The 18,367-nt window shown below is 72.9% G+C and carries 4 protein-coding genes; all 4 read right to left on the bottom strand.

What is annotated here, in order from left to right:
• Positions 1 to 63 precede the first annotated feature (63 nt).
• The 4 genes from OG241_RS02605 to OG241_RS02590 all read right to left on the bottom strand — a co-directional run bounded on the left by OG241_RS02605 (position 64) and on the right by OG241_RS02590 (position 18,350).
• Positions 64 to 276 carry an MbtH family protein gene (locus OG241_RS02605; RefSeq protein ID WP_405813394.1) on the bottom strand — a complete coding sequence of 71 codons (213 nt, stop codon included), beginning with the start codon at positions 274 to 276 and terminating at the stop codon, positions 64 to 66.
• Complete coding sequence (locus OG241_RS02600) at positions 273 to 4,232, bottom strand: amino acid adenylation domain-containing protein (RefSeq protein WP_405813392.1); 3,960 nt, start codon at positions 4,230 to 4,232, stop codon at positions 273 to 275. Before OG241_RS02600 ends, OG241_RS02605 begins: the two co-directional genes overlap by 4 nt.
• 117 nt (positions 4,233 to 4,349) lie before the next feature.
• Positions 4,350 to 10,697 carry an amino acid adenylation domain-containing protein gene (locus tag OG241_RS02595; protein ID WP_405813391.1) on the bottom strand — a complete coding sequence of 2,116 codons (6,348 nt, stop codon included), beginning with the start codon at positions 10,695 to 10,697 and terminating at the stop codon, positions 4,350 to 4,352.
• A 6-nt stretch (positions 10,698 to 10,703) separates the two neighbouring features.
• Positions 10,704 to 18,350 carry an amino acid adenylation domain-containing protein gene (locus tag OG241_RS02590; protein WP_405813389.1) on the bottom strand — a complete coding sequence of 2,549 codons (7,647 nt, stop codon included), beginning with the start codon at positions 18,348 to 18,350 and terminating at the stop codon, positions 10,704 to 10,706.
• Positions 18,351 to 18,367: the final 17 nt, after the last annotated feature.

Here is an 18,367-nt window from a genome sequence, read left to right as displayed (position 1 = left end):
CGATGTCTCCATGTTCTGCGTTCTTCGCGTCGTTATTCGCGCTGTTCCGCGTGGCGTCCGTGCTCACTGACCCATGGCCTCGACGAGGCTCTTGGGGCGCATGTCGGTCCAGTGCTCGCCGACGTAGTCCAGGCAGGACTTGCGGCTCGCCCGGCCGTGGACGACGGTCCAGCCGGCCGGGACGTCGGCGAACGCGGGCCACAGGGAGTGCTGGCCCTCGTCGTTCACCAGCACGAGGTGCTCGATGCTGTCGTCGTCGAAGGGGTTGGTGGTCATGCCTGGTTCCTCCTGAGGTGGCTGTCCAGCACCGGCCCAATGCGGTCAAGTGCCGCAGGCCGGGTCAACTGCCCGTGGGTGCACGGGAGATCGTGGTTGTCGATGCGGCCCGAGATGTACGGCCGCCAGGCGGCGTACCGGTCGGGGACCGCGTCCGGATCCTGTGCGGCGGTGAAGAACAGCAGGTCACCGTCGTACGACGTAGGGGCGAACTCGCCCAGCAGGCGCCGGTTGTTGGCTGTCACGTCGACCAGGGCGGCCAGTTCGGCGTCGTCGAGACTGCCTGGCATGTCGGCCACTCGACGGACCAGCGCTGAGAACCGGGCGTCAGTGAGCGGCTCGGCGTCGTCCTCGTCCGTGGGCGCCTCGCGGCCGAGAATGCTGAGGAGACTGCGCAGCAGTGCCGGGCGGTCGGACGGGGCGGGGCCCTGCGAGGTCCAGGCCCCGGGAAAGGCGTCGAGCAGCGCGAGCAGTGCGACCTGTTCTCCGGCGGCCCGGAGACGGACGGCCACCTCGTACGCGACGAGGCCGCCCATGGAGTAGCCGAGCAGGTGGTACGGGCCGTGCCGCTGGACTTCGCGGATGCGGGCGGTGTGCTCGGCGACCACCTCGGCGAGGGTGCCGGCCGGTTCCTGACCCGGGACCAGGCCACGCGACTGCAGTCCGTACAGCGGGCGGTCCGGGGCGATATGGCGGGCGAGTCCGGCGAACCCCCAGGACAGACCGGAAGCCGGCGGGAGACAGAAGAGGGGTTCGCGGTGACCGCGGGTACGGAGCGGGAGCAGCGGGCCCAGCGGAGCCGCGCCGGTGTCCACGCTCCGGTCGCCGTCGCCGTTGCCCACCCGGCGGGCCAGTGCTGCCACGGTCGGGGTGTCGAAGAGGACGCGCAGGGGCAGGTCGGTGCCGAGTTCGACGCGGATGCGTGAGGTGAGACGGGGCGCCAGCAGGGAGTGGCCGCCGAGGTCGAAGAAGCTGTCGTGGACGCCGACCTGGGCCGGGTCGAGACCGAGGACCTCGGCGAAGATCTCGCGCAGTGTCTCCTCCGCGCCGGTACGCGGAGCCGCCTTGGTGCCCTGCGGCGTCGCGTCGGGGGCGGGCAGCGCCTTGCGGTCCAGCTTGCCGCTGGCGGTACGGGGGAGGGCCGCGACCGCGACGAAGGCCGAGGGGACCATGTGGGCGGGGAGCGTGCGGGCGAGGTGGACGCGGAGGTCGTCAGAGGATTCGGCGCCGCCTTCCGGTTCTTTGCCCGGAGTCGGTGCTTCGGTGGGGACGACGTACGCGACGAGTTGCTTTCCGCCGCGGCTGTCCTCCCGTACCGCCGCTGCCGCACCGGCGACGGCCGGATGAGCGGCGAGTACGGCCTCGATCTCCCCCAGTTCGATACGGAAGCCCCGGACCTTCACCTGATGGTCGGCCCGGCCGAGGAAGCGCAGTTGCCCGTCCGGGGCGCGGACAGCGAGGTCGCCCGTCCGGTACAGGCGTTCCCCCGGTTCACCGAACGGGTCGGCGACGAACCGTTCTGCTGTGAGGGCGGGCCTGCCGAGGTAGCCGCGGGCGGGTCCGCCGCCCGCGACGTAGATCTCGCCGACGGCTCCGTCGGGGACGGGGTGCAGGGCGTGATCGAGCAGCTGGACGTGATTACGGGCCAGGGGATGCCCGATGGGCGGTGCGGAGCCGTCGTCGCCCGGGTGCAGGTCCGACTGCCAGGCGGTGGCGTAGATCGTCGCCTCGGTGGGGCCGTAGAAGTTGACGAGCCGCACCCCCGGAAATGCGGCCTCGATGTCGGCGCGGAGCCGCCCGGGGATCGGTTCACCGCCGAGGGCCACCGTGTGCGGTGAGACGGCGGGTCGTTCCGCGAGCACCCCGGCCATGACCGTGGGTACGCCGCTGATCAGGCCGGCGTCGCGAGGGGTGCCGTCGGTGAGCGCGAGGAGGTTCTCGACGATCTCGACGCGGCCGCCGCACAGCAGCGGCGAGAAGATCTCGAACACCGACACGTCGAAGTTGAGTGAGGTCGAGAACAGCACCTTGGCCAGCCGGTCGTACCCGAACTCGCGATGCGTCCACTCGACGAACTCGACCGCGTTGCGGTGGGTGGCCAGAACACCCTTGGGACGGCCGGTGGAACCGGAGGTGTAGGTGATGTATGCGAGGTTCTCGGGCCTCAACTCGGCGTTGGAGCCTGTTTTCTGAGTGATAGTCAGCTCGTCGGTGATGTCGAACTTCGGGGTGTCCTTCGGCAGCGCCTCGGTCGTCTCGGCGGTCGTGAGGACGACGACCGGACGGGCGTCGTCGACGATGTAGGCGAGGCGGTCGGCCGGATAGGCGGGATCGAGGGGCAGATAGGCGGCGCCCGACTTGAGCACCGCGAGGACGGCGACGACCAGCTCCGCGGTGCGGGGCAGCGCGATGCCCACGACGTGTTCGGGTCCCGCACCGAAGGCGGTGAGGCGGTCGGCCAACTGCTCGGCCCGGGCGTCCAGTTCGCGGTACGTGAGCCGGGTGCCCCGGTCGAGTACGGCGTCGGCGTCCGGGGTCGCCGCGACCTGGGCCGACCACAGACCGGGCAGCGTGTGGGCCGGGGCCGGCGGGAGCTGGACCGGCCGGGGGAGTTCACCCGGCGTCAGAATGCCCAGGCGCCCCTGCGGGAGGTCGGGGTCGGCGGCCATGGCCTCCAGGACGCGTACCAGACGGGCGAGCGTGGCGTCGGCCCATCCGGCGTCGAACAGCCCCGGGCGGTAGGCCAGTCGGAAGCGGGGCCGGGCTCCGGGGACGGCGACGAGGGTCACCGGGTAGTGGGTCGCGTCGCGCCCGCTCGATCCGGTGACCCGGAGCCGACTGCTGCTGCCCGCGTCACCGTCGCCGGTCGCCTCGGGATCCATCGGGTAGTTCTCGAAGACGAGGAGGGTGTCGAACAGCTCCGGAACGCCGACCGCCCGCTGGATGTCGGCCAGCCCGAGATGGTGGTGGTCGAGAAGGCCGACGTAGGTGTCCCGGACGTCGTGGAGCAGACGGCCGAGGGAGTCCGCCGGGCGCAGCCGGACCCGGGTCGGGACGGTGTTGATGAACAGGCCGACCATGGACTCGACGCCGGGCAGCTCGGGCGGCCGGCCGGAGACGGTGGTGCCGTAGACGACGTCGTCGCGGCCGGTCAGCCGGCCCAGGAGGAGCGCCCAGGCGGACTGGACCAGGGTGTTGACGGTGACGCCGAGGCTCCGGGCGCGTGCCGTGAGGGCGGCCCCGGTCTCCGCCGACAGTTCGGTGCGGGCCTGCACCAGGTCCATGCCGTCCGAGGAGGCGCTGGACGGGGTGGCCGGGGCGAGCCGGGTCGACTCCGTGACGTCGGCCAGCGCCTCCCGCCAGGCGGTCTCGGCGGCGGCACGGTCGCGGCTCTCCAACCACTGGAGGAAGGCGCGGTACGGCGGGGCGGGGGCGAGCGCCGCCGGGTCGTTGTCGGCGGCGTACAGGTCGAGCAGTTCCCGCAGGAGCACGGAGACCGACCAGCCGTCGAGCAGGATGTGGTGGTGGGTGACGAGCAGCCGGTGGCGGTCGGCTCCGGTGCGGACCAGGGTGCAGCGGAGCAGGGGAGGGGTGGCCGGGTCGAAGCCCTGCTGCCGGTCCTCGTCGAGAAGCGCCGCCCACGCCTTCTCGGTGTCGGTGTCCGCCCCGGACACATCGGCTTCCGCCCACGGCAGCGTCGCCCGGTGCGGGACGACCTGCACCGGCTGACCGCCCCGGCGGCGCCGGAAGGCGGCCCGCAGGTTCGGATGCCGGTCCAGCAGCGCCTGGCCGGCGGCGCGGAGGCGTACGGGGTCCACCGGGCCCTCGAGTTCGAAGACCAGCTGGACGACGTACACGTCGGGGGCGTCCCGTTCGTGCTCGTACAGGGCGTGGAAGAGCAGGCCCTCCTGGAGTGGGGTCAGGGGGAGTACGTCGGCCAGCGCGGGCTGCGTCATGTCGTCTTCTCGTCTCGCTGTTTCTTCTGACTCGTGCGGCTGTCCGGCTCGTACGGCTTGTTCGGCTTGGCCGGTACTTCTCGCGAACTTCGCGCGGACTTCTCGGGCCCTTTGGGGTCAGCCGTCGAGGCCCGCCGCCAACTCGTCGAGCTCGTCGAGGGACAGACCCGCGACCGACATTCCGGACCCGGACCCGGACCCGGACCCGGACCCGGACCCGGACACCGACCCGGCGTCGGCGCTGTCGCCGGTCCGTGACGCGATTGCCGTGAGGGCGGCGAACCAGGACTCGGCCAGTGCCCGCACCTCGGGTTCGGTCAGTACGCCGTCGGGCCACGACCAGTCGGCCAGCAGGTGCGGTCCGGAGCCCGTGTCGTGGACGACCGCGTTGACGTCGAGGACATGGGCGGCGGCGAGGCCGGGGTCGGTACCGGAGCCGAGTGCCGACGACTCGGGGGCGAACGCCCATGGCTCGGCACCGGTGTTGGTGGCGGGAGCCGTGAACCGGCCCAGGTAGTTGAAGCCGATCGACGGAGCGGGAGCCTTCGCCAACTCGGCGGCCGTGTCCGGGTTGAGGTGGCGCAGGAGGCCGTACCCCGTGCCGTGGTCGCGCAGTTCGCGCAGTTGTCCGGTGACCCGGCCGGTGGCGAGGTCGGCGGCGGGTCCGCCGGCCAGCGCGTCGGCCACGTCCACACCTGCCAGGTCCAGGTGGACCGGGTAGAGCGAGGTGAACCAGCCTACGGTGCGCGACAGTTCGAGCCCGGGGACCAGCTCCTCGCGGCCGTGGCCCTCGACGTCGAGGACGACGTGCGGGGTGCCCTGGTGGTCGGCGACGGCCAGCGCGAGGCCGGACAGCAGGACGTCCTGGACACCGGCGCGGAAGGCGGCCGGGACGGTGGTGAGGAGGGCGCCGGTGGTCTCGGGCGGCAGGGTCAGCCGCAGCGAGCGGGTCGTCGCGGCGGTGTCCCGGTCGGGGTCGAGCGGACGGGTGCCCAGCGGGGTGCGCGGCGCGTCCGCGACACCGTGCCACAACTCGGCCTCGGCGACCCTCGACGGAGTATGCGCCTGCTCGCCCAGCACCATGGCCCAGCGGCGGAACGACGTGCCGACTGCGGGCAGTTCGGGCCGTCGGCCCGCCGAGACAGCCGTCCAGGACGCCTCCAGGTCGGGGACGAGGATGCGCCAGGAGACACCGTCCACGGCCAGATGGTGGACGACCAGCAGCAGTCGCCCCGGCCGGTCCGGGCCGGCGTCGAACCACACGGCCCGCACCATCGCCCCCGCTGCCGGATCGAGCAGCCCCACGACCCGGTCGAACTCCTCGGCCACGGCCGCGTGCAGCTCGTCCACGGCGGAGACGTCCCGGCGGTCGAGCAGTTCAGCGGCCCGGACGGTGCCGACGGCACGTACGTCGAGCACCGGGTCGGCACTCGCTCCGGGGGCGGTGGCCAGGCGGGCTCGCAGCATGTCGTGGTGGTCGAGGAGGGCCTGTAGGGCGTCGGCCAGCTTCGGTAGGTCGGCCGCCGGGGGGACCGTCAGCAGGACGGACTGGCTGAAGCGGCCGATCGGGCCGCCGCGTTCGAGCAGCCACCGCATCACGGGGGTGAGCGGGACCGAACCTGTTCCGTCGCCGGGTATGTGGCCGAGGGCCGGGTGGTTGTCAGCGGTGGTAGTCGCGCCGCCGACCGGACCGCGCGCCACCGCTGCCAGCTCCTTCACCGTCTGGTGCTTGAAGACGTCTCGCGCGCTGATCACGACCCCGGCCTCGGCCGCCCGGCTCACCAACCGGATCGAGGAGATGCTGTCGCCGCCGAGGGCGAAGAAGTCCTCGTCGAGCGGGACTTCGGGGAGGTTGAGCAGTTCCCGGAAGAGCCCGGCGAGGACGCGCTCGGCCGGGGACGCGGGCTCCTGCCCACCGGCGACCGCGGTCGCCGTCGTGGCCCCGGCCTCCGACAGTGCTGTGCGGACGGGCGCCCGGAAGAGTGCGTCGTCCCCGAGGAGGTCCACGTCCTCGACACGCAGGCCGGGGTCGGCGGCGACGGCGGTCAGCAGACGCACCAGGACCCGGGTGAGCCGCTCGACCGTGGCCGGGTCGAACAGATCGGTGCTGTACTCGGCGATGCCGTCGATGCCCGCCGGGCTGCCGTCGGTGTCGCGTCGCTCGCTCAGATAGAGGGAGAGGTCGAAGCGGGCGGCGCCGGTCTCCACGGGTTCCCGGGTCACGCCCAGTCCGGGCAGCGAGAGACCGGGGTGCGCGGAGTGACCGGTGAAGGCGATCACGACCTGGAAGAGAGGATGCCGGGCCAGGGTGCGTTCCGGGCTGAGGGCGTCCACGAGGAGGTCGAACGGCACGTCCTGGTGGGCGTAGGCAGCGAGGTCGAACTCCCGCACCCGGTCGAGCAGTTCGCGGAAGGTGGGGTTGCCCGAGGTGTCGGTGCGCAGGGTGAGACTGTTGACGAAGAAGCCGACCAGGTCGTCCAGTCTGCCGTCGGGGCGTCCCGCGACCGGGGTGCCGAGGGTGATGTCGGTGCCCGAACCGAGCCGGGTCAGCAGCGCCGCGAACCCCGCCTGAAGCACCATGAAGAGGGTGACCCTGGACGTGGCGGCCAGTTCGGCGAGTCCCGCGTGCAGCTCCGCGTCGATGGCGAGTGAGGCCCGGTCACCGTCGCCGCTGGGTTCGGCGGGCCTCGGACGGTCCACCGGGAGCGGCAACTCGCCGGGAGCGCCCGCCAAGGCCTCGCGCCAGAACGCGACATGACGGCTCATCAGGCTGTCGGGCACGGCTGCCGCGCCCAGCAGATCGCGCTGCCACTGTGCGAAGTCAGTGTACTGAACCGGCAGTTGGTGAAACTCCGGTGGAACCTCGGCGCTTCGCGCCGCGTACGCCGTCTCCAGGTCGCGCATCAACGGTGCCATGGACCAGCCGTCGACAGCGATGTGATGGGCGAGCAGCAGCAGGACGTGGGTGTCGGCATCGAGCGTGAACAGGGTTGCACGCAAGGGGAGTTCGGATGACAGCTCGAAGCGATGCCGGGCGGCGGCAGTGAGAAGTGCCGGGAGTTCGGCCTCGCTGGTCGCCACCACGGCGAGATCCGGTCGGCCCGCCTCAGGGTCGAGTACGTGCTGGTACGGCGTGCCCTGGAAGTCGGGATAGACCGTACGGAGCGGTTCATGGCGCGCCACGAGATCGGCGAGGGCCGCCCGCAGCGCCGGCCGGTCGAGCGCACCCGTGAGACGCAGGGCCCAGGGCACGGTGTACGTGCTGTTGCCCGCGTCGAGGCGGCTCATGAACCACAGACGCTGCTGGGCGTACGACAGCGGAATCGGGGCGTGGCCCCGTTCGTGCGGGGCGAGTTCGGGGCGTCGTACGGTGTCCTCGGCGTTCAGGCGCTCGGCCAGTCCGGCCGGAGTGGGTGCCTCGAAGACCGCGCGGACGGGCAGCGCGGTGCCGAGCGCGCCCCTGATCCGGTCGGTCAGCCGCATGGCGAGCAGGGAGTCGCCGCCGAGGTCGAAGAACCCGTCGTCCGCGCCCACCCGGTGCGCCGCCACGCCGAGGACGTCACCGAACAGGCCGCACAGGATCTCCTCCTGCGGGGTACGCGGGGCACGGCCCGCACCGGACGACGCCACCGGCTCGGGCAGGGCGGCCCGGTCCAGCTTGCCGTTCGCGGTCAACGGCAGCCGGTCCAGGACCACCACAGCGCTGGGCACCATGTGCTCGGGGAGCGTGCGACCCGCGTGGCGGCGCAGGGTGTCCGTGTCCAGGGCGGCGCCGCTCACGACGTAACCGACCAGCCGCCCGTCCCGCTCGACGGCGACTGCCTCGGTGACCTCGGGATGGCCGGCCAACGCCGCCTCCACCTCACCGAGTTCGATACGGAACCCGCGGATCTTCACCTGGTCGTCGGCCCGGCCCGCGTACTCCAGTTCGCCGTCCGCCGACCGGCGTGCCAGGTCACCCGTGCGGTACATGCGCTCCCCGGGATTCCCGAACGGATCGGCCACGAACCGCCCCGCCGTCAGCCCCGGGCGGCCCAGATACCCGCGGGCCAGGCCGGCCCCGGCGACGTACAACTCGCCGGTGACACCCGGCGGTACGAGCCGCAGACCGGCGTCCAGCACGTACGCGCGCAGGTCGGGAATGGGGTGTCCGATCGAGCCCTGGGCGGCCCGTTCCGCGCCCTCGGTCAGCGGCAGGCCGGTCACATGGACCGTCGTCTCGGTGATGCCGTACATGTTGACCAGGACGGGCGCGCCCTCAGGGTGCCGGGTGTACCACTCGGTGACCCGGGCGAAGTCGAGCGCCTCACCGCCGAACACGACGTAACGCAGGGCGAGGTCACGCCCGAGGTCCGGCAGGGCGGCGTCTGCGCGCAGCAGTTGGCCGAACGCCGACGGCGTCTGGTTCAGCACGGTGACGTGCTCCCGGACGAGCAGCCGCAGGAATTCCTCCGGATCGCGACTCACCGTGAACGGCACGACCACCAGCGTGCCGCCGTGCAGCAGCGCGCCCCACAGTTCCCACACGGAGAAGTCGAAGGCGTACGAGTGGAACAGCGTCCACACGTCGTCCGGCCCGAAGTCGAACCAGTGCCGGGTGGACTCGAAGAGCCGAACGACGTTGGAGTGCGGCACCGAGACACCCTTGGGGCGGCCGGTGGAGCCCGACGTGTAGATGACGTAGGCCGTGCCGGAGGGGTCGGGGTGCGGCAACCTCGGTGCGGACGCAGGGTGGTTGACCGATTCGGCCACCGTGACCACGGGTATGTCACCGGTTCGCGGCTCCGTCGCCGTGCCGTCCGCCGTCAGCAGCAGTACCGGGTCCGCGTCGGCCAGCATGAACGCCAGCCGCTCCGCCGGATATTCGGGGTCCATCGGCACATACGCGGCACCCGTCTTCAGCACCGCCAGTACGGCCACCACGAGGTCGGCGGTGCGGGGGAGGGCCAGGGCGACCAACCGCTCGGGGCCGGCGCCCCGTTCGGCGAGCAGGTGGGCCAGGCGGTTGGACCGCTCGTCCAGTTCGGCGTAGGTGAGACGGGTGCCCTCGTGCACCACGGCCGTGGCGTCGGGAGTGCGGGCGGCCTGTTCGACGAACAGCCCGGGAAGGGTGGCGGCCGCCGGTACCTCCTCGGTGGCCTGACGGGCCAGGAGGCGTTCCCGCTCGTCCGGCAGCAGCGCCTCCACCTCGCGGACAGGACGTGCCGGGTCGGCCGCCAGAGCGCCCAGCACCATCGCGAAACGGTCCAACAGGGTCCGGGCGCCCGTCTCGTCGTACACGTCGGGCCGGTACGACAGGCGCAGGGCGAGGCGGCGGCCGGGGAGGACGGACAGGGTGAGCGGGTAGTGGGTGGCGTCACGGGCCGTGAGCCGGGTGACCTCGGACGCGCCCTTCGCGGCGGACGCGGGGTAGTTCTCGAACGCCAGCAGGGTGTCGAAGAGGTCACCCGTGCCGGAGGCGCGCCGGATGTCCGCGAGGCCGAGATACTGGTGGGGCAGCAGTTCCGCCTGACGGCTCCGGATACCGGTGAGGAGGTCGGCGACGGTGTCCTCCTCGTCCCAACAGACCCTGGTGGGAATGGTGTTGATACAGAAGCCGACCATCGAGGCCACGTTCGGCAGTTCGGGCGGGCGGACCGTGACGGTCTGGCCGAAGACCGCGTCGCACCGCCCGGTCAACCGGCCCAGCAACAGGCCCCAGGCGCCCTGGACAAGGGTGTTGAGGGTGACACCCAGCGAGCGTGCCGTCGTGTCGGCACGGCCGGTGAGCTCCTCGGGCAGCTCCACGACGAGTTCGTCGGGCAGTACGGGCGTGGTGGGGGCGGCGGGGCTCAGGAGGGTGGGCCCGGTCACCCCGGACAGAACGCCCTGCCAGGCCCGTTCGGCGGCGGCGCGGTCCTGCCGGGCCAGCCAGGCGAGGTAGTCGCGGTACGGCGGCACGGTCGGGAGCGCGGTCGGGTGCTCGCCCGCGTACAGGGCGCTGAACTCACGCACGAGCAACTGCTTGGACCAGCCGTCGAGCAGGATGTGGTGGTTGGTCATCACCAGCCGGTAGCGGTCGGGGGCCCATCGGACGAGCAGCTGGCGCAGAAGCGGCGGCCGGGACAGGTCGAAGCGCCGGGAGCGCTCCTCGTCGAGCAGCCGCTGCCACGCGATGTCCCGGCCGTCCTCGTCGTACGCCGACAAGTCGGTCTCGGACCACGGGAGTTCGACGTCCGTGGGCACGATCTGGAACGGCTGTCCGGCCTCCCGGTGGCGGAAGCAGGCGCGCAGGTTCGGGTGCCGGTCGAGCAGGGCCTGCCCGGCGGCCCGTACGGCGGCGGGGTCGACGTCGCCCGTCAGCTCCAGGACCTGCTGGGCGGCGTAGACGTCGGGGCTGCGGTCGTCGTCGTACAGGGCGTGGAAGAGCAACCCCTCCTGCAACGGGGACAGGGGCAGGATGTCGGAGATTCCGGACCGGGTCACCGTGGGTTACCTCCACTCGCTTCCGAACTCGGCTTCGAGTTCGGCGATCTCTGCTTGGGACAGCGACACCAGCGGCAGGTCGGACGGGGTCCGTCCGCCCTCCGCGGTGGCGTGGGTCAGGGTGGTCAGGGCGTCGCACCACAACTCGGCCAGGGCGTGTACGTCGTCCGCCGACCAGATGCCGGGGGCCCAGGACCAGGTGGCCCGCAGCCCTTCGGCGGTGGCCACGGCGGTGATCTCCAGGCCGTGGGTGACGGGCAGGTCGGGGTCGTGGGCGGCGCCGAGGGCGAGCGAGCCGGGAAGCGCCTCGGGAGCCGGCGACCAGTCGGCCGGCGAAGCGCTGACGGCGGGTGTGCGCCCCAGGTAGTTGAAGCCGACCTGTGGGACCGGGAGCGCGGCGAGAAGCGGTCCGGCAGCCGGGTTGAGGTGGCGCAGCAGACCGTGGCCGATGCCGTGATCGGGTACGGCGCGCAGCTGCTCCTTGACGCTCCTGATGACCTCGGCGGAGTCGTCCAGGGCGAGGCCGGTGAGGTCGAGCCGCACCGGCACCACGCTGGTGAACCAGCCCACCGTCCGCGACAGATCGATCCCCTCGGCCAGTTCCTCACGCCCGTGCCGTTCGACGTCCAGCAGCAGCGCCGGACGGTGCTGTCGGCGCGCGAAGGCGACGGCGAGGGCGGCGAGCAGGACGTCCTCAGGTCCGGCGTGGAAGGCGGCGGGCACCGTGGTGAGCAGATCGGCGGCCAGTTCGGCCGGGAGGGTCCGGGTGTGGTGGCGCATCGCGCCGACGACGTCCCGCGCCGGGTCGGGGTGCCGGGCGCCCAGCAGTGGGTCGGGGGCTCCCAACAGGCTCTGCCAGACGTCCAGTTCACCGGCCCGGGCGTCGGCCTCGCGCTCCAGCAGCCGGGCCCAGTGCCTGAACGGAGTTCCGGGCGCCGGAAGTTCCTCCTCCCGCCAGGCGGCTGCCAGATCGGCACGGAGGATGCCCCAGGACACCCCGTCCACGGCCAGATGATGCACCGTCAGCAGCAGCCGACCGGGTCGGTCCGGTCCGGCGTCGTACCAGACAGCGCGCACCAACTCGCCTTCCGCTGGGCTGAGGTGAGATGTCGACGGCTCGATCACCGCCTCGAAGTCACCGTCCGGTACCGCGACCCGCTCCAGCAGCCCGGCCGCGTCCACGCTCCCGGCGGGCGGGATGTACGCGGTCCAGTCGCCGTCGGTCGTCACCCGCATCCGCAGCACGTCATGGCGGTCGAGTACTGCCTGGAGGGCGCCCGTCAGACGCTTCTCGTCGGCGTCGGCGGGCGTGACGAGCAGCGCCGACTGGCTGAACGAGCCGATGGGGCCGCCGCGTTCACGAAGCCGGTGCATGGCCGGGGGCAGCGGCAGTTCGCCGACCGCCGGTTCCAGTGCGGGCCCCCGTGCCGGGGCCGGACGTGCCGCGGCCACCGCGGCGAGTCCGGCGATCGTCCGCTGCTCGAAGACATCGCGCGGGGCGAGCCGCAGCCCGGCTGTCAGGGCGCGGCTGACGAGATGGATGGAGGTGATGCTGTCGCCGCCGAGGTCGAAGAAGCCGTCGTCCACGCCCACGCCCTGCGCATCCCGGTCGAGAATCTCGGCGAACAGCCCGCGCAGGATCTCCTCCTGCGGCGTGCGCGGCGCAACCGTCCCCTGGGCGGCCTCGACATCGGGCGGCGAGGGGAGCGCGGCCCGGTCCAGCTTGCCGTTGGGCGTCATCGGTAGGGCGTCGAGCACCACGAACGCCTCGGGGACCATATGACCGGGCAGCCGCTCTGCCGCGTACGCCCGCATGTCGATCCCGGCTCCGGTGTCCGGTCCCACGAGATAGGCGACCAGCCGCCGTACCCCGGTCCGGTCCTCGTCGACCACCACCGCGGCCTGGTCGACGGCGTCGTGCGCGGTGAGCACACCCTCGACCTCGCCGGGCTCGATTCGCAGGCCCCGTATCTTCAGCTGACCGTCGGCCCGCCCCCGCAGCTCCAGGACGCCGTCGGCCCGGCGCACGGCCAGGTCGCCGGTGCGGTACATCCGGGCACCCGGCGGCCCGTACAGGTCGGCGACGAACCGTTCGGCGGTCAGACCGGGCCGGTTCCAGTAGCCCCGGGCCACCTGGTCGCCGGCCACGTACAGCTCACCTTCGACGCCGGCGGGGACGGGGTTCAGCCAGGGGTCCAGGACATAGGCGCGGGTGTTCCACATGGGGCGCCCGACGGGAACCGGGCCGGACGGCAGGTCGTCGCCGGGTTCGATGCGGTGGTCGGTGCAGCCGACGGTCAGCTCGGTCGGGCCGTAGTGGTTGATCAGCCGTACGTCGGGATGGTCCCGGCGCCAGGATCGCAGGGCCTCCCCGACCAGGGCCTCGCCGCCGAGCATGAACTCCTCGGTGGGTGAGATGTCGTACGGCAGGGCGGGCAGCAGCGCGAGATGGCTCGGCGTGGCCTTGAGGAATGTGTAGCCGCCGGGCAACGGGTCCGCGCCCGCCTCGTGGACGGCGGCGATGTGCACCCGACCGCCCGCGGCGAGCGCCCCGTGCAGGCTTGTCACGGTGGCGTCGAAGGACATCGTGGCGTGCAGCAGCGAGGCGCCGCGCAGACTCGGGTACGCCGAAACGCAACGGGCCACGTAGGTCGTGAGGTTGCGGTGTTCGACGACCACCCCCTTGGGTCGCCCGGTGGTGCCCGAGGTGTAGATGAGGTAGGCGGGGTCGGCGGGGCGGGCGTCGCTCAGGAGGATGCCGGGGGCGTCCGCGTCGGGACTTACGACCGGACAGTCGACGCCGACCGGGTCCCTGGTGATGACGCACACCGGGCCGGCGTCGGACAGCAGGTAGGCGGTCCGTTCGGCCGGGTGCTCCGGGTCGAGCGGCAGATAGGCCGCGCCCGCCTTGAGGACGGCCAGCACCGCCACCGCGAGGTCGACGGACCGGGGCAGCGAGAAGGCGACGACACGGCCGGGGCCCGCGCCGACCGAGGTCAGTGCCCGCGCCAACCGGTCGGCACGCACGTCGAGTTGGTGGTAGGTCAGGCTGGTGAGCGGGTCCGTCACGGCCACCGCGTCCGGCGTCTCGGCCGCCCGCGCCTCGAACATCCGGTGGAAGGCCGTCTCGGGAACCTCCCGCGCGGTGTCGTTGCACTCGACGAGCAGGCGCTGCCGTTCGCCCGGGCCGAGGATGTCGAGCATGCCGACGGGCCGGTCGGGATCCTCCAGAGCGGCCCGGAGTAGCCGTTCCAGTCGGGCGGCCAGTTCCTCGGCCGTAGCCCGGTCGTAGAGGTCGGCGCTGTACTGGAGGATGCCCTCGATGCCGTCCGGGGAGCCGTCGCCAGTGCGCCGTTCGCCGAGGTTGAAAGTGAGGTCGATCTTGGTGGCGCCGGTCTCCACGGGGAGGGTCCGGGCAGTGAGGCCCGGCAGATCGAGGTGCGGTTCGGCGCCGGGCCGGAAGGCGAGCATGACCTGGAACAGCGGATGCCGGGCAGGTGAGCGGGGCGGGTTGAGAGCCTCGACCAAGTGCTCGAACGACAGCTCCTGGTGGGCGTAGGCCCCGAGGTCCGTGTCCCTGACCCGGTCCAGCAGCTCCCGGAAGGTCGGCGCGCCGGAGGTGTCGGTGCGCAGCACAAGGGTGTTGAGGAAGCAGCCGACCAGTTCGTCCAGCATCTCGTCGGCGCGGCCCGCGACCGGGGTGCCCAGGGGGATGTCGGTGCCCGCGCCGAGCCGGGTCAACAGGGCGGCCAGAGCCGCCTGGACGACCATGAACGGCGTGGTGCCGGTCTCCCCGGCGAGCGCGCGCAACTGCCGGTGGAGGCTCGCGTCCAGCCGTACGGGGATGTCGCCACCCCGGTGCGTGGCACGGGCCGGGCGGGGGCGGTCGGTAGGCAGCGGGAGTTCGTCGGGGAGTCTGGCCAACGCCCGGGTCCAGTACTCGAGGTGATGGTTTGTCAGGTCGCGCGCGTCGCCGAGTTGCCCGCTCTGCCAGACGGCGAAATCGGCGTACTGCAGCGGTAGTTGAGCAGTGTCGGGAACCCGGTTCTGCCGGCGGGCCCGGTATGCGGCGGCCAGATCGCGGGTGAGGGGATCCAGGGACCAGCCGTCCGCGGCGATGTGGTGCAGCACCAGCAGCAGGACGTGGTCGTCGGGGCCGAGGACGAGCAGCTGGGCGCGGAGCGGGATCTCCTCGGCGAGCCGGAAGGTGCCCCTCGCCGACTCGGCCAGCCTGGTCGGCAGTTCGGCCTCCGTGACGCGGTCGACGTGCAGTCGGGGCCGGGCCGCCTCGGGGTCCAGCAGCCGCTGGCGCGGAGTGCCGTCGATGTCCGGGTAGACGGTGCGCAGGATCTCGTGCCGGGCGACCAGATCGGCCAGCGCCAGGCGCAGGGCGTCCTGGTCGAGGGCGGCGCCCGTCAGCCGTACGGCGAGCGGGATGTGGTAGGCGGCGCCCGACTCCTCCAGCCGGTCCAGGAACCACAGGCGCCGCTGGGCGGAGGACAGCGGAGCCTCGTCGGGGACGGCTCCCGGTACAGGCCGGGAGACGGGCCCTGTGACGGCTCCCGTGCCGCCGAGCCGACCGGCGAGGGCCGCCGGAGTGGGCGCCCCGAACAGGTCGCGCAGGGTCAGGTCGGCGCCCAGCGTGTCGCGGATCCGGCCGATCAGCCGCAGGGCGAGCAGTGAGTGGCCGCCGAGCGCGAAGAAACTGTCGTACGCACCGGCCTCGGGCAGACCCAGGACGTCCGCGAAGAGACTGCGGAGAGCCTCCTCCTGAGGCGTCTGTGAGGTGCGCGGGGCCCGAGTGCCGTGGCTGCCGCCGGCCACCCGCGGAACGGGCAGCGCGGCTCGGTCCACCTTGCCGTTGGCGGTGAGGGGCAGCCGGTCCAGCGGTACGACCACGGAGGGGACCAGCTGTTCGGGCAGCTGTTCGGCGAGGTGGGCGCGCAGGGAATCCGGGTCGGGTACCGGCCCCTCGGCGGGCACCGCGTAGGCGACCAGCCGTCGGTCGCCGGGACGGTCCTCGCGGACGAGTACAACGGCCTGGGCGACCTGCGGATGGGCGGCGAGGGCGGTCTCGATCTCGCCGGGTTCGACGCGGAAGCCGCGCAGCTTGACCTGGCCGTCGGCCCGCCCGTGGAACTCCAGCTCGCCGTTCCCGTCCAGGCGGACCCGGTCCCCGGTGCGGTACATACGGGCACCCGGCGGGCCGTACGGATCAGCGGTGAAGCGCTCGGCGGTGGCGTCGGGCCGGCCCAGGTAGCCGCGCGCCACGCCGGGCCCGGCTATGTACAACTCGCCGACCACGCCTCGCGGAACGGGCCGCAGAGCGCCGTCGAGCACGTGGGCGCGCATCCCGTCGAGCGGGCGGCCGATGGGCGGCGCGTCGGGCACGGCGGAGCCGTCCGGGCACGGGCGGCAGGTGGCGAACGTGGTCGTCTCGGTCGGGCCGTAGCCGTTGGTGACCGTCAGACCGGGACAGGCCGCGAGGACGCGGCGGACGGCGGACGCGGGGACGGCCTCGCCGCCGGCCCACACCTGGCGCAGGCCTGCGAAGCAGCCCGGGTCCTGCTCGGCGGCGAGCCGGAAGAGACCGGCGGCCAGCCACAGCGCCGTAAGCCCGTGCCGGGCCGTCAGCCGGGCCACCCCGGCCGCGTCCATGTCCTCGTCCGCCCCGGCCACCACCGCCGCGCCCCCGCCCAGCAAGGGCACCCACATCTCGTAGGTGGACGCGTCGAACGCGGTCGGCGAATGGACGAGAACCCGTGCGTGCGCGCCGCCCCCGAACGCCGAGTCGGCGGCCAGCGCGGCGATGTCCCTGTGGGTGACGGCGACGCCCTTGGGCCTGCCGGTGGAGCCCGAGGTGTAGCTGACGTAGGCCAACTGGTCCGAGTGCAGGGGCACTTCGGGGTCGGTGTCCGGTTCGGTGGCGAGCGAGGGGTCGGTGCGGTCGACGGTGCGCAGGCCGTCGTACGAAGTCTCGGCGTTGTCCGTCAGCAGGACCGACGCGCCGGTCTCCGCGAGGATCCGCCGGGTGCGGGCGGCCGGGGCGCGGGGATCGAGCCCGACGTAGGCGCCGCCCGCCTTGAGGACGGCCAGCAACGCCACGATCAGCTCGTCCGAGCGACGCATCAGGACCGCGACCCGGTCCTCCGGCCGGACACCGAGCGCGAGCAGACGGTGGGCCAGCTGGTTCGCGCGGGCGTCGAGCTGGCGGGCGGTGGTCGCCTGTTCGCCGTGGACGACGGCGATGCCGTCGGGGTCGGCGGCGACGCGGGCCGCGAAGAGCCCGGGAATCGTGCTGCCGTCGACGGCGGGCGCGGCAACCGGACCGTCGAGCCGCGACTCCTCGCCGGGGAGCGTCACCTCGACCCGTCCCACCACCGTGCCGGGCACCGTTGCCGCCGCCGCGAAGCGCTCCAGGAAGTGGAGGAAACGCCGGTGGTGGGCGCTGAGTTCGGCATCCGTGTAGTGCTCGGGACTCGCGTCGAGGTCGACCCGGATCCCCTGGCCGTCGGCGCGGTCGTAGATGTTGACCGCGAGATCCTCGACCGGGCCCGTGGACAGGTTGTGGCGAGTGGTCGGATGCCCGGCGAAGCGCAACTCCGGCCCGAAGGCCATGACGTTGACGACCGGACCGAAGTAACGGGGCCCGTCCTCGGGCCAGTTCACCTCGCGGCGCAGTTCCTCGCCCCGGTGGCGTTGGTGGCCGAGCAGGTCGCGGGTGGCCCGGGCCGCCTGCCGCACCAGGTCGACGGCGGGCGTGTCCGGGCGTACGGACAGCCGCAGTGGGAGCACGTTGGACGCCATACCCGGGGTCGCGAGCTCCGTCTCGCTCTCGCGGGCGGTGACCGCGAGGCCCAGGACGATGTCATGGGCGCCGGTGAGCCGGTGCAGATAGGCGGCCGTCGCCGCGAGAACCACGCGGGACCAGCGGGTACCGGCTCCGCCGGCGGCCGAGTGGACCAAGTCCCCCGCAGGAGCGGGGAGATGGCCGGTGCGGCGCAGGAAGCGGTCGCCGACCCGGGGCGGACGGGCGGACAGGCTCACCGGCTCGGGCCGGTCGGCGAGGACGCTCGCCCAGTGGGCCCGATCGCGTTCGTGCCGCTCCTCGACGCGGTAGGTCCTGTCGGCGGCGATCAGCGGGGCGAGGGGGGCGGCCGGCGGGGTGTGCGGGGTGCCCGCGGCGAGCGCGGTGTACGCGTCGGCCACCCGCCGGGCGATCAGGGAACAGCTGAGGCCGTCGACGGCGATGTGATGGTACGCCTGGTACCAGATCCAGTGGTCGTCCGCGAGGCCCAGCAGCGCGTACCGGAACAGCGGGCCCCGGTCGAGGTCGAACGGCGTGCCGAAGTCGTCCGCCATCCAGTCCCGCGCGGCCTCGGCCCCCGCCGCGTCGACGACGGGCAACGTCCACTCGTGACCGGCGTCCAGCAGCAGCCGTACGCCGTCGTCGTCCGCCGCGAAACGCGACCGCAGTGTCTCGGTCGCCTCCACCACCAGTCGTACGGCCGCCCGGAACAGCTCGGGCTCGACGCGCCCGTGGATCTCGGTGTACTCGCCCACGTTGTAGGCGGCGCCGGCGCCGTCGAGTCGCTGGCCGAACCACATGGAGCGCTGGGCGGCGGACGGCTCCAGGCCACGGCTGACGGTCATCGGCGGGCTCCGCTGGG

This window comes from Streptomyces sp. NBC_01390, from assembly GCF_045040105.1.
In the GTDB taxonomy this organism is placed as follows: Bacteria; Actinomycetota; Actinomycetes; order Streptomycetales; family Streptomycetaceae; genus Streptomyces.
This window is presented reverse-complemented; position numbering and strand designations above follow the sequence as displayed.